Annotated in this window: 20 protein-coding genes; 10 read left to right on the top strand and 10 right to left on the bottom strand. The window is 54.7% G+C overall.

The genetic code is table 11. From position 1 onward, the window contains the following. The first annotated feature begins 600 nt into the window (after positions 1-600). From rpmH to ACN9MQ_RS22765, 9 genes are all read left to right on the top strand, one after another. A complete protein-coding gene (rpmH, locus tag ACN9MQ_RS22805) occupies positions 601-741 on the top strand; it encodes a 50S ribosomal protein L34 (RefSeq protein WP_000831330.1) in 141 nt (46 codons plus the stop codon). Between the two features lie 16 nt (positions 742-757). Then, entirely contained in the window at positions 758-1117 is a 360-nt protein-coding gene (rnpA, locus tag ACN9MQ_RS22800) for a ribonuclease P protein component (protein ID WP_014172301.1), read from the top strand. Next, a complete protein-coding gene (yidD, locus tag ACN9MQ_RS22795) occupies positions 1081-1338 on the top strand; it encodes a membrane protein insertion efficiency factor YidD (RefSeq protein ID WP_001307474.1) in 258 nt (85 codons plus the stop codon). The genes rnpA and yidD overlap by 37 nt, the downstream gene beginning before the upstream one ends. Positions 1339-1340: 2 nt before the next feature. After that, positions 1341-2984 carry a membrane protein insertase YidC gene (yidC, locus tag ACN9MQ_RS22790; protein WP_151887230.1) on the top strand — a complete coding sequence of 548 codons (1644 nt, stop codon included), beginning with the start codon at positions 1341-1343 and terminating at the stop codon, positions 2982-2984. Positions 2985-3056: 72 nt separating this feature from the next. Continuing rightward, the gene (gene mnmE / locus ACN9MQ_RS22785; RefSeq protein WP_014172299.1) at positions 3057-4421 is read left to right on the top strand and encodes a tRNA uridine-5-carboxymethylaminomethyl(34) synthesis GTPase MnmE; all 1365 of its coding nucleotides are present in this window, start codon (positions 3057-3059) and stop codon (positions 4419-4421) included. Between the two features lie 111 nt (positions 4422-4532). Further along, positions 4533-5708: an MFS transporter gene (locus ACN9MQ_RS22780; RefSeq protein ID WP_426021507.1), complete on the top strand. Its 1176-nt coding sequence runs from the start codon at positions 4533-4535 to the stop codon at positions 5706-5708. Then, positions 5677-6648, top strand: a complete 972-nt coding sequence (yidZ, locus tag ACN9MQ_RS22775; RefSeq protein ID WP_020882758.1) for an HTH-type transcriptional regulator YidZ — start codon at positions 5677-5679, stop codon at positions 6646-6648. Before ACN9MQ_RS22780 ends, yidZ begins: the two co-directional genes overlap by 32 nt. Before the next feature lie 122 nt (positions 6649-6770). Then, positions 6771-7517, top strand: coding sequence for a 4'-phosphopantetheinyl transferase family protein (locus ACN9MQ_RS22770; protein ID WP_426262671.1), 747 nt, complete (start codon positions 6771-6773; stop codon positions 7515-7517). A 36-nt stretch (positions 7518-7553) separates the two neighbouring features. Further along, positions 7554-8120, top strand: a complete 567-nt coding sequence (locus ACN9MQ_RS22765) for an NADPH-dependent FMN reductase (protein ID WP_020882759.1) — start codon at positions 7554-7556, stop codon at positions 8118-8120. Positions 8121-8207: 87 nt separating this feature from the next. Here the strand turns inward: ACN9MQ_RS22765 and ACN9MQ_RS22760 are convergent, their stop codons facing one another. Further along, the gene (locus ACN9MQ_RS22760) at positions 8208-9545 is read right to left on the bottom strand and encodes an NCS2 family permease (protein WP_138614807.1); all 1338 of its coding nucleotides are present in this window, start codon (positions 9543-9545) and stop codon (positions 8208-8210) included. A 165-nt stretch (positions 9546-9710) separates the two neighbouring features. On the opposite strand from ACN9MQ_RS22760, the gene yieH reads away from it, so the two are divergent. Further along, positions 9711-10376, top strand: coding sequence for a 6-phosphogluconate phosphatase (gene yieH / locus ACN9MQ_RS22755; protein WP_426021508.1), 666 nt, complete (start codon positions 9711-9713; stop codon positions 10374-10376). A gap of 85 nt (positions 10377-10461) precedes the next feature. Here the strand turns inward: yieH and phoU are convergent, their stop codons facing one another. From phoU to atpD, 9 genes are all read right to left on the bottom strand, one after another. Beyond that, entirely contained in the window at positions 10462-11187 is a 726-nt protein-coding gene (phoU, locus tag ACN9MQ_RS22750) for a phosphate signaling complex protein PhoU (protein WP_008500182.1), read from the bottom strand. A 14-nt stretch (positions 11188-11201) separates the two neighbouring features. Next, complete coding sequence (gene pstB / locus ACN9MQ_RS22745; protein WP_014172291.1) at positions 11202-11975, bottom strand: phosphate ABC transporter ATP-binding protein PstB; 774 nt, start codon at positions 11973-11975, stop codon at positions 11202-11204. A gap of 47 nt (positions 11976-12022) precedes the next feature. After that, positions 12023-12913: a phosphate ABC transporter permease PstA gene (gene pstA / locus ACN9MQ_RS22740; protein ID WP_014172289.1), complete on the bottom strand. Its 891-nt coding sequence runs from the start codon at positions 12911-12913 to the stop codon at positions 12023-12025. Further along, positions 12913-13872 (bottom strand): phosphate ABC transporter permease PstC, encoded by a 960-nt coding sequence (gene pstC, locus ACN9MQ_RS22735; RefSeq protein ID WP_014172288.1) that lies wholly within the window; start codon positions 13870-13872, stop codon positions 12913-12915. The genes pstA and pstC overlap by 1 nt, the downstream gene beginning before the upstream one ends. Positions 13873-13952: 80 nt before the next feature. Continuing rightward, a complete protein-coding gene (pstS, locus tag ACN9MQ_RS22730; protein WP_014172287.1) occupies positions 13953-14993 on the bottom strand; it encodes a phosphate ABC transporter substrate-binding protein PstS in 1041 nt (346 codons plus the stop codon). 321 nt (positions 14994-15314) lie between these two features. Next, positions 15315-17144 (bottom strand): glutamine--fructose-6-phosphate transaminase (isomerizing), encoded by a 1830-nt coding sequence (gene glmS / locus ACN9MQ_RS22725; protein WP_032679281.1) that lies wholly within the window; start codon positions 17142-17144, stop codon positions 15315-15317. A 228-nt stretch (positions 17145-17372) separates the two neighbouring features. After that, positions 17373-18743: a bifunctional UDP-N-acetylglucosamine diphosphorylase/glucosamine-1-phosphate N-acetyltransferase GlmU gene (glmU, locus tag ACN9MQ_RS22720; protein WP_049021947.1), complete on the bottom strand. Its 1371-nt coding sequence runs from the start codon at positions 18741-18743 to the stop codon at positions 17373-17375. A 305-nt stretch (positions 18744-19048) separates the two neighbouring features. After that, positions 19049-19468, bottom strand: coding sequence for a F0F1 ATP synthase subunit epsilon (locus tag ACN9MQ_RS22715; RefSeq protein WP_006177560.1), 420 nt, complete (start codon positions 19466-19468; stop codon positions 19049-19051). A gap of 20 nt (positions 19469-19488) precedes the next feature. Continuing rightward, complete coding sequence (atpD, locus tag ACN9MQ_RS22710; protein ID WP_006177559.1) at positions 19489-20871, bottom strand: F0F1 ATP synthase subunit beta; 1383 nt, start codon at positions 20869-20871, stop codon at positions 19489-19491. Positions 20872-20880 lie beyond the last annotated feature (9 nt).

Raw genomic sequence — 20880 nt, 5'->3', positions numbered from 1 at the left:
GGCGGACTCCACTCGAACAATAAAAGAAAACTATTGAATATTCATGATTGTTGGCGCACATCGACATGACCCTGTGCAAAAGGGTGATGTGCGAACCGCTATCTGCGGTTATACCCGGCCAGGATCGCTGGATCCCGATCGGGACCGCGGATCATAGCCTAAACTGAGCCAGAGATCTTCTGTTTCTCACAGATTCTTCCTGATTTATCCACAGGAAGATCGGAAACCGGGTAAGTGTAAACGATCCTGGGGCGAGTACCCTACGATTTAGCCCGCATATTGGAAAAATTAATGAGCACAGACAATTTCTTGCTTAAATGATCTAACGAAGATCCGGGACGATCCTTGCGCTTTGTTTGGGAGGCCGTATAATCCTCGACCCGGCGCGTGGTGCTCATCTTCCTGCGTCGTCCGTTGCTCATTTTCCACGCGAAAACGTGCGGAAATACGCGGGAAATAAGGAAAGAGAATTGACTCCGGAGTGTACAATTATTACAATCCGGCCTCTTTAATCACCCACGCTGAGGCGTTAGTCGTTCGAAACTCGTTCGGGTATACGCAAAAGTCAGTGAATTTATTCAAGTTTAGGTAGAAATCGCCATGAAACGCACTTTTCAACCGTCTGTACTGAAGCGCAACCGTTCTCACGGCTTCCGTGCTCGTATGGCTACTAAAAATGGTCGTCAGGTTCTGGCACGTCGTCGTGCTAAAGGCCGCGCTCGTCTGACCGTTTCCAAGTAATAAAGCTAACCCCTGAGTGGTTAAGCTAGCATTTCCCAGGGAGTTACGTTTGTTAACTCCCACTCATTTCACTTTCGTCTTCCAGCAGCCACAACGGGCTGGCACGCCGCAAATCACCATCCTCGGCCGCCTGAATTCGCTGGGGCATCCCCGCATCGGTCTTACTGTCGCCAAGAAAAACGTTAAGCGTGCGCATGAACGCAATCGGATTAAACGTCTGACGCGTGAAAGCTTCCGTTTACGTCAGCACGAACTGCCTTCAATGGATTTCGTGGTGGTGGCTAAAAAAGGGGTTGCCGACCTCGATAACCGTGCTCTCTCGGAAGCGTTGGAAAAATTATGGCGCCGCCATTGTCGCCTGGCTCGCGGGTCCTGATAGCCCTCATTCGGGTCTATCAACGCCTGATTAGTCCGCTACTCGGGCCGCACTGCCGTTTCACGCCAACATGCTCAAGCTACGGAATTGAGGCATTGCGCAGGTTTGGAGTGATAAAAGGCAGTTGGTTGACGGTGAAACGCGTATTAAAATGCCACCCTTTACACCCAGGTGGAGACGATCCCGTCCCGCCAGGACCCTTTGATACCAGAGAACACTAACGATGGATTCGCAACGCAATCTTCTTATCATCGCTTTGTTGTTCGTGTCTTTCATGATCTGGCAGGCATGGGAGCAGGATAAAAATCCTCAACCCCAGCAGCAGACCACGCAGACTACGACCACCGCAGCGGGTAGCGCCGCCGACCAGGGCGTACCGGCCAGTGGCCAGGGGAAACAGATTACGGTTAAGACCGATGTGCTTGAGCTGACTATCAACACCCGTGGTGGTGATGTTGAGCAGGCGCTGCTGTTGACCTACCCAAAAGAGCTGAAGTCTAACGAACCGTTCCAGTTACTGGAAACCACGCCTGAGTTTATCTACCAGGCTCAGAGCGGCCTGACCGGTCGTGATGGCCCGGATAACCCGGCTAACGGTGCGCGTCCACTGTACAACGTCGAGAAAGAGACCTTCGTGCTGGCTGATGGTCAGAACGAAATCGCTATCCCGATGACCTACACCGACGCCGCGGGCAACACCTTCACCAAAACCTTCACCCTGAAACGCGGTGAATATGCGGTGAACGTGGGCTACAGCGTTCAGAACACCGGTGCTAAACCGCTGGAACTGTCGACCTTTGGTCAGCTGAAGCAGTCCATCAATCTGCCGTCTCACCGTGACACCGGAAGCAGCAACTTTGCGCTGCATACCTTCCGTGGCGCGGCGTACTCCACGCCTGATGCGAAGTACGAGAAATACAAATTCGACACCATTGCCGATAACGAAAACCTGAACGTCAGCGCTAAAGGCGGTTGGGTGGCAATGCTGCAGCAGTATTTCGCCACTGCGTGGGTGCCAACGAACGACGGTACTAACAACTTCTATACCGCGAACCTGGGTAACGGTCTTGCAGCCATTGGCTACAAATCTCAGCCGGTTCTGGTACAGCCGGGTCAAACCGGTAAGATGGCAAGCACCCTGTGGGTCGGTCCGGAAATCCAGGACAAAATGGCTGCCGTTGCGCCGCACCTGGATCTGACCGTGGACTACGGCTGGTTGTGGTTCATCTCTCAGCCGCTGTTTAAGCTGCTGAAGTTCATCCACAGCTTCCTGGGTAACTGGGGCTTCTCCATCATCGTTATCACCTTCATCGTACGTGGCATCATGTACCCGCTGACTAAAGCGCAGTACACCTCCATGGCGAAGATGCGTATGCTGCAGCCGAAGATTCAGGCAATGCGTGAGCGTCTGGGCGATGACAAACAGCGTCAGAGCCAGGAGATGATGGCCCTGTATAAAGCAGAGAAAGTGAACCCACTGGGTGGTTGCTTCCCGCTGCTGATTCAGATGCCAATCTTCCTTGCACTGTACTACATGCTGATGGGTTCCGTTGAGCTGCGCCACGCGCCGTTCGCCCTGTGGATCCATGACCTGTCTGCACAGGACCCGTACTACATCCTGCCGATCCTGATGGGCGTAACGATGTTCTTCATCCAGAAGATGTCGCCGACCACCGTGACCGACCCGATGCAGCAGAAGATCATGACCTTTATGCCGGTCATCTTCACCGTGTTCTTCCTGTGGTTCCCGTCAGGTCTGGTGCTGTACTATATCGTCAGCAACCTGGTGACCATTATCCAGCAGCAGCTGATTTACCGTGGTCTGGAAAAACGTGGCCTGCATAGCCGCGAAAAGAAAAAGTCCTGATTCGGTAAGTTAACGCTAAAATAAGGGCGGTCGATTGACCGCCTTTTTTATTTGTATTGAACGAGACCAACCATGAGCCATAACGACACTATCGTCGCCCAGGCAACCCCACCGGGACGCGGTGGTGTAGGCATTCTGCGTATCTCCGGCCTGAAGGCCCGCGAGGTCGCCGAAGCGGTGCTGGGTAAACTGCCAAAGCCGCGCTACGCTGATTATCTGCCGTTTAAAGACACTGACGGCACGCCGCTGGACCAGGGCATTGCGCTGTGGTTCCCGGGCCCGAACTCCTTTACCGGAGAAGACGTGCTGGAGCTGCAGGGCCACGGTGGCCCGGTCATCCTCGACCTGCTGTTAAAACGCATTCTGACGCTGCCGGGCCTGCGCATTGCAAAGCCAGGTGAGTTCTCCGAACGTGCCTTCCTGAACGATAAGCTCGACCTCGCACAGGCAGAAGCAATTGCTGACCTGATCGACGCCAGCTCCGAGCAGGCAGCCCGCTCCGCACTGAACTCGCTTCAGGGCGCGTTCTCGGCGCGCGTGAATCATCTTGTGGAAGCACTTACTCACCTGCGCATCTATGTCGAAGCGGCTATCGATTTCCCGGATGAGGAGATCGACTTTCTCTCTGACGGTAAAATTGAAGCTCAGCTCAATAGCGTGATGGCCGATCTCGACGCGGTGCGTGCCGAAGCACGTCAGGGTAGCCTGCTGCGCGAGGGGATGAAGGTCGTGATTGCGGGCCGCCCTAACGCCGGTAAATCGAGCCTGCTCAACGCCCTGGCGGGCCGTGAAGCGGCGATCGTCACCGACATCGCCGGTACCACCCGCGACGTGCTGCGTGAGCATATTCATATCGACGGTATGCCGCTGCATATCATCGACACGGCAGGTCTTCGCGACGCCAGTGACGAAGTAGAGCGCATCGGTATCGAACGTGCCTGGCAAGAGATTGAGCAGGCTGACCGCGTGCTGTTTATGGTGGACGGTACCACGACCGATGCCGTTGATCCGGCGGACATCTGGCCAGACTTTATTGCCCGCCTGCCGGCAAAACTGCCGATCACCGTGGTGCGTAACAAAGCGGATGTGACCGGCGAAACGCTGGGTATTAGTGAAGTGAATGGCCACTCACTTATTCGCCTGTCGGCGCGTACCGGTGAAGGCGTTGACGACCTGCGCAACCATCTCAAACAGAGCATGGGCTTTGATACCAGTATGGAAGGCGGCTTCCTTGCGCGCCGTCGTCACCTTCAGGCGCTGGAAGACGCGGCACGCCACCTCGATCAGGGGAAAGCACAGCTGCTTGGCGCATGGGCGGGTGAACTGCTGGCGGAAGAGCTGCGTCTGGCGCAGCAAAATCTGAGTGAGATAACCGGCGAATTTACCTCGGACGATCTGCTGGGACGGATTTTCTCGAGCTTCTGTATCGGCAAGTAATTACCGCTGATGAAGGGTGATTTCCTCCCGGGAAATCACCTTTGTCCAAATGGCAACTCGCCTAATCCCTTTTATCCCCCTATTCTGCTTGCCTGCATCTATGGGGGGTTTATGGCTCGTTTTCTGTTTTGTAGTTTTGCGCTGGTTCTGCTTTATCCATCGGGTATTGATATGTATCTGGTGGGGCTGCCGCACATTGCCCGCGATCTGGGTGCCAGCGAGGCGCAGCTGCATATTGCGTTTTCGGCCTATCTCGCCGGGATGGCATCATCGATGGTATTTGCCGGGAAAATCGCGGACAAAGCGGGTCGTCAGCCCGTGGCCATTACCTGTGCCATCATCTTCGCGCTGGCGTCAATGCTCTGCTCCCTGGCCCAGGACAGTACCCTGTTCCTGACAGGACGGTTTATTCAGGGGATAGGTGCCGGTGGCTGTTATGTAGTGGCCTTCGCCATCCTGCGCGATACCTTAAGCACCCAGCGCCGTGCCAAAGTGCTTTCCATGCTCAACGGTATTACCTGCATCATTCCGGTGATGGCGCCGGTGGTGGGCTATCTGATCATGCTGAAATTCCCGTGGCAGAGCCTGTTCTGGACGATGGCGGCCATGGGTGCGCTGGTCTTTATCCTCTCGATCACGGTGTTGAAAGAGACCCATCCAGGCTCGCAAAACGCAGGCCATACGGCAACCCTTCATCCGGCCGAGACGCTGCTAAACCGCTTTTTCCTGAGTCGCCTGGCCATTACCACACTGAGCGTGGCGGTGATCCTGACGTATGTAAACGTTTCCCCGGTGTTGCTGATGGAGACCATGGGGTTTGATCGCGGTGAGTATTCCACCGTGATGGCACTTACCGCGATGGTCAGTATGGCCGTCTCGTTCTCGACGCCGTTCGCACTGAATATCTTCCGTCAGCGCACGCTCATGCTAACCTCGCAGGTGCTGTTCCTCGCTGCGGGGGGGATTCTGGCGACCACCAGCACACATGCGCTGATGCTGGTAGGGATTACGCTGATTTGCGCCGGCTTCTCCGTCGGCTTTGGCGTGGCGATGAGTCAGGCGCTTGGCCCGTTCTCGCTGCGCGCGGGTGTGGCAAGCTCGGTGCTGGGTATTGCGCAGGTCTGTGGTTCGTCGCTGTGGATATGGCTGGCGGCGGTCATCGGCCTTAATGCGCTCAATATGCTGATCGGGATTCTGATTGGTTGTAGCATGCTCTGCATCACCTTACTTATGGTCATCCAGCCCGCGGCCCATTATGAAGAAGCCAATCAGCAGTCTCGATCTTAACCTGTTGTTGTGCCTGCAGCTTTTGCTGCAGGAGCGCAGCGTAACCAAAGCCGCGAAACGGATGAACGTGACCCCGTCCGCAGTAAGTAAATCGCTGGCGAAACTGCGCGACTGGTTTGACGATCCGCTGTTTGTGAAAACACCGTTAGGCCTGCTGCCGACACCGCTGACGATGAGCCTGGAGCAGGATTTGGCCGACTGGATGCAGATTGGCAATCAGATCCTCGATAAATTCCATCATGACTCCCCGGGCGGGCTGACGTTCGTGCTGGCCGCGGAAACGCCTCTGATGCTGATCCGCTTTAATGCCCTGCTCGAGCAGGTCAATCAGCGCTATCCACAGGCCACGGTAAAGATGCGCCACTGGGATTACGACTCGGTGGATGCCATTACGCGCGGAGAAGTCGATCTTGGCTTCACGGGCCGTGAAACGCATCCGCGCTCCCGCGAGCTGTTGAAGCTGATGCCGTGGTTTATCGACTACGAAATTCTGTTCAGCGACCGCCCCTGCGTCTATTTGCGCGAAGATCATCCGGCTCTTCAGGAGGAGTGGAACCTGGAGACTTTCCTGCGCTATCCGCATATCAGCATCTTCTGGGAGCGCAGCGACACCTGGGCGCTTGATGAGGTGCTCAGAGAGATGGGACGTGAGCGCAATATCGCCATGAGCCTGCCCGGTTTCGAACAGTCGATGTTTATGGCGGCGCAGCCCGGCCATAACTACATCGCCACGGCGCCACACTACTGCCATCACTATAATCAACTCCACCAGCGTAAGCTGATCGCCCTGCCCATTCCCATTGATGAAGCCCTGGCTGAAAAACTGACCGTTCCTTTCACGCTGATCTGGCATAAACGAAACAGCCATAATCCGAAAATCCTCTGGCTCCGTGAGACAATCAAAGCGCTATATGCCGCTCCAGCGCTTATTTTTGCCTAAGAAAATGTAAAGTTGGGTCCTCAGGCTTCTCTTACTCCCATTTACTGATTAAAACAGAAGGCAAGTTAAGCGATAATCATGTAACCGTTTAACCGAATACGACCATTATCAAGGAGCGAAAAATGGCAACGCACTTTGCAAGAGGGATACTGACAGAGGGACATCTCGTATCGGCCAGAATTTCATCCGCGTGTCACCAGGAAGCACGTAAACTGCCGGAGCATCGCCGGACGCGGTTTTTGGCATCCCGCGCGCTTCTCGCTGAGCTGATGTTCATGCTGTACGGCACCAGTGAACTGCCGGATATCCTCACCCAACCTGAAGGCCGCCCGGTCTTTGCCGACCCGGAGCTGCCGCGTTTCTCCATTACCTATACGGGCAATATCATTGGCGTCGCGCTCACCACTGAAGGGGATTGCGGCCTGGACATGGAGCTTCAGCACGCAACCCGCGGCTTCCACGGCGCGAACCCGCACGATGACTACCCGCTTTCCAGCAATGAAAAGCTGTGGGTGCGTAACCAGAACGATCCCATCGAGGCCAGAGCTCAGCTCATTACCTTACGCCAGAGCATTCGAAAGCTCTGTGGCTGTGCATCAGACGACGCCAGCCTGCTGCAATTGCTTCCAGGCTCCGGACGCCTGCGTTCCGCTAAAGCCACGCTGGTAGAGGCGCTCAGCGATGCTGAAGACGTACTGATTTGGTCCATCGCGGTGACCCCCGCCATCGAACGATTGAAAATCTGGGAATTTGACAGTCAACACGGATGGAGTAGCCTTCCGGATGTGCCCGAGCGAGCCAACGAACCCGCCGCGCGCCTGATGAGATTAACCAGTTTACCGGCAGAAAAAGCATATACCCTTAGCTGATCCATTCAGGGTCATCATGATGAAACAGGAGTAATCATGTCTGATACGTTGAAAGTTGTTACGTTACTGGGAAGCCTGCGCAAAGGTTCATTTAACGGGATGGTTGCCCGCACGCTGCCTCAGCTGGCACCGGCAGGTATGGACATTAGCGCCCTGCCATCGATTGGCGACATTCCGCTTTACGACGCGGACGTGCAGCAGGAAGAAGGGTTTCCACAGAGCGTAGAAGCGCTTGCAGAGCAGATCCGCCAGGCAGACGGCGTGGTGATTGTTACGCCTGAATATAACTACTCCGTCCCGGGTGGCCTGAAGAACGCCATTGACTGGTTATCCCGTCTCCCGGAGCAGCCGCTGTCGGGTAAACCGGTGCTGATCCAGACCAGCTCTATGGGCGCGATTGGCGGGGCACGCTGCCAGTACCATCTGCGTCAGATCCTGGTCTTCCTGGATGCGATGGTAATGAACAAACCGGAATTTATGGGGGGCGTGATTCAGAACAAGGTCGACCCGCAGACGGGTGAAGTGGTGGATCAAAGTACGCGTGACCATCTTTCTGGCCAACTGACCGCGTTTGGTGATTATATTAAGCGAGTGAAAGCTTAAACGTAGCCTGACCCCCTCACTCTGGCCCTCTCCCACAGGGAGAGGGCGCAAACACAAAAGCCCTTTTCGACGAAAAGGGCTTTCTGTTTATTTGGCATCAATAAAAACAATCTTCAGCACAAACAGCAGCGCCACAATGATGACGCACGGGCTGAGGTCGCGGAAGCGACCGGTACCAATCTTCATGACGCAGTAGGAGATAAAGCCCAGCGCGATACCTTCGGTGATCGAGAAGCTAAACGGCATCATCACCGCGGTAATAAACGCAGGCACCGCTTCGGTTAAATCATCCCACTTCACGCGCGACAGGCTGGAGGTCATTAACACCCCCACGTAGATCAGCGCGCCGGCTGCCGCATACGGAGGCACCATGCCCGCCAGCGGCGACAGGAAGATCACCAGCAGGAACAGGATACCCACCACAACCGCCGTCAGACCGGTACGGCCACCCACAGAGACACCTGAAGAGGATTCAATGTAAGCGGTAACAGACGATGTACCGATAAACGCGCCGGTGACAGAGGAGACACTGTCAACGAACAGCGCCTGCTTCATGCGCGGGAATTTCCCATTCTCATCCGCCAGGCCGGCTTTGTCGGTCACGCCAATCAGCGTACCGGAGGAGTCAAACAGGTTAACCAGCATGAAGGAGAAAATCACGCCCGCCAGACCCAGGTTCAGGGAGCCTGCCAGATCGACGTGCCCAATGACGGTAGACACGCTCGGTGGCGCGGAGACAATCCCTTTGTACTGCACATCGCCCAGCATCCAGCCCAGTAGCGTGGTGACCACGATGGAAACCAGCACGGCCGCATGAATATTGCGCGAGGCCAGGATAGCGATGATAAAGAAGCCCAGCACGCCCAGCAGCACGTTGTGCGAGGTCAGGTGACCGATGCTCACCAGCGTGTCCGGGTTAGCCACGATAACGCCTGCGTTTTTCAGACCCATCATGCCGATAAACAGACCAATACCGCTGGTAATGCCCACGCGCAGGCTCACCGGAATATTGGCTATCATCCAGTAACGTACACGGAAAATGGTCAGCAACAGCAGGCCAACCGCGCCCCAAAAGATAGCGCCCATGCCGACCTGCCATGGCAGACCCATCGCCTGGACGACCACGAACGCGAAGAAAGCGTTCAGACCCATTGCCGGGGCCAGCGCCACGGGCAGGTTAGCGAACACACCCATCAGGATACTGCCCAGCGCAGCGATCAGACAGGTGGTCACGAAGACGGCGCTGGTGTCCATGCCAGCAACGCCCAGAATTTGTGGGTTAACAAAAACGATATAGACCATCGTCAGGAAGGTGGTGAAACCGGCGATCACTTCGGTGCGTGCCGTTGTGCCGTGCTCACGCAGTTTAAACACGCGCTCAAGCAGACCCTGACCAGATGTCTGGGTAGTGTGTTGTTGACTCATCATCAATTTCCGAACAAGGAGGGAAAATTCGTCGCTATCCTATACCAAAATGCGACAATAGTGGCGGTTACAAGATACTTTTTTCATTGATTTTGCTTATACGGCAACGATTGCGTCTCATTAAACTGCCGTACGTAAACGTTAAACTTGTAAAAAGGGAAAGGCATGTCCGGAATTGAAGCGGTATTTTTCGACTGCGACGGTACGCTGGTCGACAGTGAGGTCATTTGTTCCCGCGCGTATGTGTCCATGTTCAGGGAATTTGGCATTACGCTGGATCTCGAAGAGGTGTTTAAACGCTTTAAGGGCGTGAAGCTCTACGAGATCATCGACATCATTAACGAAGAGCACGGTGTGGATCTGGCGAAAGCAGATCTGGAGCCGGTCTACCGCGCCGAGGTCGCACGCCTCTTCGACTCCGAGCTGGAGGTCATTGCCGGGGCGAATGCGCTTCTGGATGCGATGACGGTGCCCATCTGCGTGGTCTCGAACGGTCCGGTCAGCAAAATGCAGCACTCGCTGGGTAAGCTTGAAATGTTGCACCACTTCCCGGAAAAACTGTTCAGCGGCTACGATATCCAGCGCTGGAAGCCAGACCCGGCGTTGATGTTCCATGCAGCAAAAGCGATGAACGTTAACGTGGCGAACTGCATTCTGGTGGATGACTCTTCTGCGGGAGCGCAGTCGGGGATTGATGCGGGTATGGAGGTGTTTTACTTCTGCGCCGATCCGCACAACAAACCGATCGATCATCCAAAAGTGACGACCTTCACCGATCTGGCGCAGCTGCCAGAATTGTGGAAGGCTCGCGGGTGGAATATTACTCGCTGAAAAAAAGCCGGATAGCGCTGACGCTTATCCGGCCTATAGCGCTCGCAGGCCCGGTAAGCGCAGCAGCACCGGGCATATTAGCGCATCACTCTTTCGGATCTTTACCCGCCAGCAGCTTGTCCAGCTCATCGCCGCCAACGTGACGGAAATCCTGTCCTTTCACGAAGTAGAAGATGTATTCGCAAATGTTCTGGCAACGGTCACCGATACGCTCGATTGAGCGCGCGCAGAACAGCGCGGTCAGGACGCTTGGGATCGTACGGGAGTCTTCCATCATGTAGGTCATCAGCTGACGCACGATGCCTTCATACTCCTGGTCGACCTTCTTGTCTTCACGGTAGATACGTACCGCTTCGTCCAGATCCATTCGCGCAAAGGCATCCAGTACGTCATGCAGCATCTGCACGGTATGACGACCCAGCGACTCGAGGCTCACCAGCAGTGGCTGGTGCTGCTGAGAGAATTTCTCCAGCGCGGTGCGGCAGATTTTATCCGCAACGTCACCAATACGCTCCAGCTCGGCGATGGTTTTGATGATCGCCATAACCAGACGCAGGTCGCTCGCCGTTGGCTGACGCTTGGCGATAATACGCACGCAGGCTTCATCAATGGCGACTTCCATCATATTGACGTTTTTATCACCTTCGATAACGCGCTTCGCCAGCTCGCTGTCCTGGTTGTGCATCGCGGTAATGGCATCGGAAAGCTGCTGCTCAACCATGCCACCCATGGTCATCACCTGAGTGCGAATACTTTCCAGCTCTGCGTTGAACTGGCCTGAAATGTGTTTGTTAAGATTGAGATTGTCCATAGCGCGCTCCTGAATCAACCGTAACGACCGGTGATATAGTCTTCTGTTTGCTTTTTAGCGGGCTTGGTGAACAGATCGTCCGTATTGCTGAACTCAATCAACTCGCCCAGGTACATAAACGCCGTGTAATCGGAACAACGCGCAGCCTGCTGCATGTTGTGGGTCACGATAACCACGGTGTAATCCTGCTTCAGCTCGGTGATCAACTCTTCAATACGGCCGGTTGAGATCGGGTCCAGAGCTGAACACGGCTCATCCAGCAACAACACTTCCGGGCGAATGGCGATACCACGCGCAATGCACAGACGCTGCTGCTGACCACCGGAGAGAGAGTAACCGCTCTGGTGCAACTTATCTTTGGTTTCGTTCCATAATGCGGCCTTGGTCAAAGCCCACTGAACGCGCTCATCCATATCCGTACGGGAGAGCTTTTCAAACAGACGTACGCCAAAGGCGATGTTGTCATAGATGGACATCGGGAACGGCGTCGGTTTCTGGAACACCATCCCGACTTTCGCACGCAGCAGGGCGATATCCTGGCTGTTGGTCAGAATGTTATCGCCGTCCAGGATGATTTCACCTTCGGCGCGCTGCTCCGGATAGAGCGAATACATTTTGTTAAAGGTACGCAGCAGCGTGGATTTACCACAGCCAGACGGACCGATAAATGCCGTGACCTGGTTCCTGGCGATATCCAGGTTGATGTTCTTCAGGGCATGGAATTTGCCGTAGTAGAAGTTCAAATCACGAACCTGAATCTTACCCGGGGCAGTATCAACCATACTCATTGACTCATTTCCTCATTCGGCGCCGCGATCTGCCGCGCCGTAAAAATTTAACCGTGTTTCTGCTTCGCGAAAATGACGCGCGCCAGAATGTTCAGCAACAGTACGCAAAGGGTAATGATCAGCACCCCGGCCCAGGCCAGCTGCTGCCATTCCGCGAATGGGCTCATCGCAAATTTAAAAATCGTCACCGGCAGGTTGGCGATCGGCTGCATCATGTCCGTACTCCAGAACTGGTTGGAGAGGGCAGTAAACAGCAGCGGCGCCGTTTCGCCTGCAATACGGGCAATGGCCAGCAGGATACCGGTCATGATCCCGGAGACGGAGGCTTTCAGCGTAATCGCGGAGATCATTTTCCACTTCGGCGTGCCCAGCGCGTAAGCCGCTTCACGCAGGCTATCCGGCACCAGTTTCAGCATGTTCTCGGTGGTACGAATGACGATAGGTACTTGCAGCAGCGCCAGCGCAATCACGCCGGCCCAGCCGGAGAAGTGTTCCATTTGCGCCACTACAATGGTGTAAACAAACAGACCGACCACGATAGACGGCGCAGACAGCAGGATGTCGTTAATGAAACGAATCACCTCTGCCAGCCAGGATTTACGCCCGTACTCCGCCAGATAAATCCCCGCCATAATGCCAAGCGGCGTACCAACTACCGTCGCCCAGAGGATCAGCAAACCGCTTCCCGCCAGGGCATTCGCCAGGCCGCCGCCCGCCGTATTTGGCGGCGGCGTCATCTCGGTGAACAGTGACAGCGACATCCCGTCGATGCCGCGCACAACGGTCGAGAACAGGATCCAGACCAGCCAGAACAGACCGAACGCCATCGTTGCCATTGAGAGCGTCAACGCAACGCGGTTTTTGAAACGACGCTTCGCCTGCATTTTGCGACGGGATTCCGCCAGCGCAGTGGTGCTTTGCATTTCGAGAGTTGCCATTAGCGTGCCCCCTCATTTTTTGCGAGACGCAGGATCATCAGCTTGGAGATCGCCAGCACAATGAAGGTAATCACAAACAGGATCAGGCCCAGTTCCATCAGCGCCGCGACGTGCAGCCCGGATTCCGCTTCGGCAAATTCATTCGCCAGTGCGGAAGTAATACTGTTACCCGGCATATAGAGGGAAGCGCTATCGAGCTGGTAGGTGTTACCGATAATAAAGGTCACCGCCATGGTTTCACCCAAAGCACGGCCTAACCCCAGCATGACGCCGCCAATCACCCCATTTTTGGTGAACGGAAGGACGATGCGCCAGATAACTTCCCAGGTGGTGCAGCCGATGCCGTAGGCCGACTCTTTCATCATCACCGGCGTTTGTTCGAAGACATCGCGCATTACCGCCGCAATGTACGGAATAATCATAATGGCGAGGATCACCCCCGCAGCCAGAATACCGATACCAAAAGCCGGGCCAGAGAACAGGGTGCCGACAAACGGAATGGCGGAGAGAACATTACCCACCGGTTCCTGGAAGTACGTTGCGAACAGGGGAGCAAAGATAAACAGGCCCCACATGCCGTACACGATACTTGGAATAGCGGCCAGCAGTTCAATGGCAATACCCAGTGGACGACGCAGCCAGCCCGGCGCCAGTTCCGTCAGGAACAGGGCAATACCAAAGCTCACCGGCACCGCAATCAGCAGGGCGATAAACGACGTCACCAGCGTGCCGTAAATCGGCACCAGCGCACCGTAGATATCGTTCGGCGCATCCCACTCTTTGGTCCACAGGAAGGAGAAACCGAATTTCTGGATGCTCGGCCAGGAGGAGAAAATCAGGGACACGATAATGCCGCCCAGCAGCAATAGCACAATCAGCGCAGCCAGTTTGACCAGCGCGCTGAAAATCATGTCACCTTTTTTACCCGGAGGGTTAAATGCAGGCTTTGTTGCAGCCATAAATCACTCTTCTGTTAAACGCGTTTACGAAATCGGCGGGTAGCGCGAGCGCCACCCGCCATTTTCGTCAGAATACTAAATTAATACAATGCTTTACCGCTGCTGTCTTTCACGTTGGTTTTCCATGCAGCGCGAATCTGCTCAACCACGTTGTCCGGCAGGGTGGCGTAATCCAGCGCGTTAGCCTGTTTGCCGCCGTTTTTGTACGCCCAGTCGAAGAACTTCAACACTTCAGCGCCCTGCTCAGGTTTCTTCTGCTCTTTGTGAACCAGAATGAAGGTGGTAGAGGTGATTGGCCACGCACCGTCGCCTTTCTGGTTAGTCAGATCCTGAGCGAAGGATTTGCTCCAGTCAGCGCCTTTTGCAGCGTTAGCAAAGTTCTCTTCAGTCGGGCTGACTGGCTTGCCATCGGCAGAAACCAGTTTGGTGTAGGACAGGTTGTTCTGCTTAGCGTACGCATACTCTACATAGCCGATAGAACCAGGCAGACGCTGTACGAACGCGGCGATACCGTCGTTGCCTTTACCACCCAGACCGGTTGGCCAGTTAACGGTAGAGCCGGAACCGACTTTAGATTTCCACTCTTCGTTCACTTTCGCCAGGTAGCTGGTGAAAACGAAAGAGGTACCGGAACCATCTGCACGACGAACCACTGCGATGTTCTGCGAAGGCAGTTTGACACCCGGATTCAGTTTGGTGATGGCTTCGTCATCCCATTTTTTGATTTTACCGAGGTAGATGTCACCCAGGGTTTTGCCGTCCAGGACCAGCTCGCCTGATTTCAGGCCTGGAATGTTAACGGCCAGCACAACACCACCGATAACGGTCGGGAACTGGAACAGGCCTTCCTGCGCCAGTTTGTCATCAGACAGTGGAGCGTCTGATGCGCCGAAATCAACGGTATTCGCGGTAATTTGTTTTACGCCACCGGAGGAGCCGATACCCTGATAGTTAACCTTGTTACCGGTTTCTTTCTGGTAGGTATCCGCCCATTTGGCATACACCGGCGCAGGGAAGGTTGCACCAGCGCCAGTCAGGCTTGCTTCTGCAAATACAGAGAACGCGCTCAGAGATAAGGTCGCGGCGACAACAGTTGCGACAGTGGTACGCATAACTTTCATAATGTCTCCTGCAAGATTTTCGTAAATCGTTGTTTAGTGGCTACGATGAGCAAAATAGGACAAACAGGTGACAGATAAATGTACGAATTATGACAGTTTTATGACAATGAAAATTTAGCTTAAATATCAGTAAAAATTCATTTAATTATCATCTAGTTAACCACTTACATGACAGCAAGTTTTCAGAAATATTTTCTTTATGTGACACTGAAAAAAGTAGCTGAAGATGACAGATTGTCATAAATAAAAATGCGGATGGGTTGATTAAAAACAAACCAGGAAGGGTAAAAAAGCTCCACCCGAAGGTGGAGCCTGAGGGGATTATTCTACGGTGACCGATTTCGCCAGGTTACGTGGCTGGTCAACGTCAGTGCCTTTGATCAGCGCGACGTGATAGGCCAGCAACTGCAGCGGAACGGTGTAGAAGATAGGGGCAATCACCTCTTCCACATGCGGCATATCGATGATGTGCATATTGTCGCTGCTCGCAAAGCCGGCGTCTTTATCGGCGAAGACGTACAGTACACCACCGCGGGCGCGGACTTCTTCGATATTGGACTTCAGTTTTTCCAGCAGTTCGTTGTTAGGTGCCACAACGATAACCGGCATGTCTGCGTCAATCAGCGCCAGCGGGCCGTGTTTCAGCTCGCCTGCTGCGTAAGCTTCCGCGTGGATGTAGGAGATCTCTTTCAGCTTCAACGCGCCTTCCAGCGCAATTGGATACTGATCGCCACGGCCGAGGAACAGGGCGTGATGTTTGTCAGAGAAATCTTCCGCCAGCGCTTCAATGCGTTTGTCCTGAGACAGCATCTGCTCAATACGGCTTGGCAGCGCCTGCAGGCCATGAACGATGTCATGCTCAACAGCCGCATCCTGTCCTTTCAGACGCGCCAGTTTCGCCACCAGCATCAGCAGAACGGTCAGTTGAGTGGTAAACGCTTTGGTGGAGGCCACGCCGATTTCCGTGCCTGCGTTGGTCATCAGCGCCAGATCGGATTCACGAACCAGCGAAGAACCCGGCACGTTACAGATGGCCAGAGAGCCCAGATAGCCCAGCTCTTTAGAGAGACGCAGCGCCGCCAGGGTGTCCGCCGTTTCGCCAGACTGGGAAAGGGTGATCATCAGGCTATTACGACGCACCGCGGATTTGCGGTAGCGGAATTCTGAAGCGATTTCCACGTCACACGGGACACCGGCCAGGGATTCAAACCAGTAGCGGGAGACCATACCGGAGTTGTAGGAGGTACCGCAGGCCACGATCTGAATATGCTCAACCTTACCGAGCAGCTCATTGGCGTTGGCGCCCAGTTCGCTCAGGTCCACCTCGCCGTGGCTAATGCGCCCGGTCAGGGTGTTTTTGATGGCGTTCGGCTGCTCGTAAATTTCTTTCTGCATGTAGTGACGGTAAGCGCCTTTGTCGCCTGCGTCGTACTGCAGATTGGATTCGATCTCCGGGCGTTTCACCTGCTCGCCTTTGGTATCGAATACCGTCACGCTGCGACGCGTCACTTCCGCGATATCACCCTCTTCCAGGAAGATAAAGCGACGGGTAACCGGCAGAAGTGCCAGCTGGTCAGAGGCGATAAAGTTCTCGCCCATGCCCAGACCGATAACCATTGGGCTACCGGAACGTGCGGCCAGCAGCGTGGACGGATCGCGTGAATCCATGATTACCGTACCGTATGCACCGCGCAGCTGAGGGATCGCGCGCAGCACCGCTTCACGCAGTGTACCGCCCTGCTCCAGCTCCCAGTGAACCAGGTGAGCAATAACTTCGGTGTCGGTTTCAGAGACGAAGGTATAGCCGCGCGCTTTAAGTTCTTCGCGCAGCGGTTCGTGGTTTTCGATAATGCCGTTATGCACGACCACGATGTGTTCGGACACATGCGGGTGCGCATTGCCTTCAGACGGTTCGCCGTGGGTCGCCCAGCGGGTGTGCGCAATACCCGTGCCACCGTGCAGCGGATGATCTTCCGCAGCCTGGGCCAGCATCTGCACTTTACCGAGACGACGCAGACGGGTCATATGCCCTTCTGCATCCACAACCGCCAGACCGGCAGAGTCGTAACCACGGTATTCCAGACGACGTAAACCTTCGAGAAGGATTTCAGCAATATCACGCTGCGCAACTGCGCCAACAATTCCACACATAGTTTAATTTCCTGATTATGGCGTTATGCCATGCGTTGTCGCTGACCTGTATTTGCCCTTTCCGGGCACCCCGAGCCTTGTAGAGAGTGGGGTTATTGTTATAAGTACTGCCTTTGGGGGGAGGATTATGTTATCCCCTCACCCCAACCCTCTCCCCATAGGGGCGAGGGCGAAAAACACCGCACCGAACGAGCGCTCTCCTCGCGGGAGAGAGCAGGGTGCAGGTCGTTACTTTTTCTTCACCGGGCGTTTCCAGCCCTGCTTGTGAACCTGCGGCACGCGGCTCAGCACCAGCTCATTGTCGGCGACATCGCGCGTCACGGTCGTCCCGGCGGCAATGGTTACCCCGTTCCCGACCGTCACTGGTGCCACCAGCTGGGTATCAGAACCGACAAAAACATCATCACCGATGATGGTTTTAAACTTGTTGGCACCGTCATAGTTGCAGGTGATTGTTCCTGCACCAATGTTCACGTTATCGCCAATTTCTGCATCACCCAGGTAGGTTAAATGGCCGGCTTTGGAACCTTTGCCCAGACGCGCTTTTTTCATCTCAACGAAGTTGCCAACATGGGCGCCTTCGAGCAATTCAGCGCCAGGGCGCAGGCGTGCGAACGGCCCAATGGTGCATGCCGCGTCCAGATGTGCATCTTCAACCACGCTGTACGGGCTAATGTCGCAGTCGTCACCGATGACGCTGTTTTTGATAACACAACCGGCACCAATTTTGACGCGGTGGCCAAGCGTGACGTTGCCTTCAAAGATAACGTTAGTATCGATTTCAACGTCGCGCCCGTGAGATAAGGTCCCGCGCAGATCGAAACGCGCCGGGTCGCGCAGCATAACGCCTGCCAGGAGCAGTTTTTCAGCCTGTTCGGACTGATAAACGCGTTCCAGGCGGGAAAGCTGAAGGCGGTTATTCACCCCTTCGGTTTCGCTAATCCGTGCCGGATGAACCGCCGCAATCTCACGCCCTTCCTGATAGGCCATCGCGATGATGTCGGTGATGTAGTACTCACCCTGCGCATTATTGTTGTTGAGCTTCGACAGCCAGCGCTTCAGGTCCGCGCCATTGGCAATCAGGATACCGGTGTTGATCTCCTGAATCTGACGCTGTGCGTCGCTGGCATCTTTATGCTCAACGATACCCGTTACGTTACCGTTTTCGCGGGTAATGCGGCCATAGCCGGTCGGATCGTCAAGCACGACGGTTAACAACCCGATGCCACCCTGCGGTTTAGCTTCACGCAGGCGGGCAAGGGTGTCGACAGAGATCAGCGGGACGTCGCCGTAAAGCATCAGAATATCTTCGTCATCCGCAAAGAACGGGGCGGCCTGCTGCATGGCGTGTCCGGTCCCCAACTGTTCTGCCTGAAGCACCCAGTTGAGTTTGTCATCGTTCAGCGTCTTTTTAAGCAGATCGCCGCCGTGACCATAGACCAGATGGACCTGACGGGCACCCAGTTCATTAGCGGCATCAATGACATGCTGCACCATCGGCTTTCCTGCCAGCGTGTGCAGTACCTTTGGAAGATCGGAATACATGCGGGTACCTTTACCGGCGGCAAGGATGACCACGCTCATTGTATTGTTCAACATACGCGTCCTGACTGTAATTTGAGTAAGAAGTTAAACCCGTTGACGTTGAAAATTCTACATATTTTGCGTCATAAAATGGAATGGCGTTAAAACGTTCAACATCAGCCAATAATGGCTATTTGAGGCGATTTTTAGGGGCAGAGTAAACCCCTTTTTCTCTGGAAAATAGCCTTCTCGCGATAAGTCGCTAGCACACACAATAGCTTAGCTATTCTTTTGGATCATGAATAAAGATCGGTGTGATACGAAACCATAAAAAAAGCCAGCCTGGAAACCAGACTGGCTTTGTGCTTTTCAAGCCGGTGTTACATCGCTTTTTTGGTCAACTCGATAACGCGCAGTTTCGCGATCGCTTTGGCCAGCTCCGCAGACGCCTGAGCGTAATCCACGTCACCATGAGAGCTGCTAATGTGCTCTTCAGCCTTACGCTTCGATTCCAGGGCTCGTGCTTCGTCGAGATCCTGGCCACGAATAGCGGTATCGGCCAGAACGGTCACGCTGCCAGGCTGCACTTCAAGAATGCCGCCGGACAGATAGATAAACTCTTCATGACCGAACTGTTTAACGATGCGGATCATACCAGGCTTAATGGCGGTGAGCAGCGGTGCGTGACCCGGGAAAATACCCAGTTCACCTTCACTACCCGTTACCTGGATTTTCTCGACCAGACCAGAGAACATTTGTTGCTCTGCGCTGACGACGTCCAGGTGGTAAGTCATTGCCATATCACCCTCCGATTAAGGCGTTAAAGTTTTTTGGCTTTTTCCACGGCTTCGTCGATGGAACCAACCATGTAGAACGCCTGCTCCGGCAGGTGATCGTATTCGCCTTCCATGATGCCTTTAAAGCCACGGATGGTGTCTTTCAGGGAAACGTATTTACCCGGAGAACCGGTGAATACTTCCGCAACGAAGAACGGCTGGGACAGGAAGCGCTGGATCTTACGCGCACGTGCTACCACCAGTTTGTCTTCTTCAGACAGCTCATCCATACCCAGGATGGCGATGATGTCTTTCAGTTCCTGGTAACGCTGCAGCAGGGACTGTACGCCACGCGCGGTGTCGTAGTGTTCCTGACCCACAACCAGTGGATCCAGCTGACGGCTGGTGGAGTCCAGCGGGTCAACGGCCGGGTAAATACCCAGAGACGCGATCTGACGGCTCAGTACCACGGTTGCGTCAAGGTGCGCAAAGGTGGTGGCTGGGGATGGGTCAGTCAAGTCATCCGCAGGTACGTATACCGCCTGTACGGAGGTGATAGAACCGGTTTTGGTAGAGGTGATACGTTCCTGAAGAACACCCATCTCTTCCGCCAGCGTCGGCTGATAACCTACCGCTGAAGGCATACGACCCAGCAGTGCAGATACTTCAGTACCGGCCAGGGTGTAACGATAGATGTTATCAACGAACAGCAGAACGTCACGGCCTTCGTCACGGAACTTCTCAGCCATAGTCAGGCCAGTCAGCGCAACGCGCAGACGGTTTCCTGGTGGCTCGTTCATCTGGCCGTAAACCAGGGATACTTTGTCCAGAACGTTGGAGTCGGTCATTTCGTGGTAGAAGTCGTTACCCTCACGAGTACGTTCACCTACGCCCGCAAATACGGAGTAACCGGAGTGCTCGATCGCGATGTTACGGATCAGCTCCATCATGTTTACGGTTTTACCTACACCCGCACCACCGAACAGACCAACTTTACCGCCCTTCGCAAACGGACACATCAGGTCGATAACTTTGATGCCGGTTTCCAGCAGTTCCTGAGAGCTGGACAGCTCTTCGTAGGAAGGTGCTGCGCGGTGGATAGCCCAACGCTCTTCTTCACCGATGTCGCCTTTCATGTCGATTGGTTGACCCAATACGTTCATGATACGACCCAGTGTTGCTTTACCTACCGGGACTTCGATCGGGTGCTCAAGGTCTTTAACTTCCAGACCACGACGCAGACCGTCGGAAGAACCCATCGCGATGGTACGCACGATACCGCCGCCGAGCTGCTGCTGAACTTCCAGCACCAGGCTCTCATTACCATTCTGTACCTCAAGCGCGTCGTACACGCGTGGTACGGCGTCCTGAGGGAACTCGACGTCCACCACGGCGCCGATTACCTGGACAATCTTTCCAGTAGCCATCTTGAATCC

The sequence above is a fragment of the Enterobacter sp. R-25 genome (assembly GCF_049913205.1).
GTDB classification, from domain to species: domain Bacteria; phylum Pseudomonadota; class Gammaproteobacteria; order Enterobacterales; family Enterobacteriaceae; genus Enterobacter; species Enterobacter ludwigii.
The sequence above is the reverse complement of the archived record's forward strand: the minus strand, read 5'-3'. Positions and strand labels throughout refer to the sequence as shown.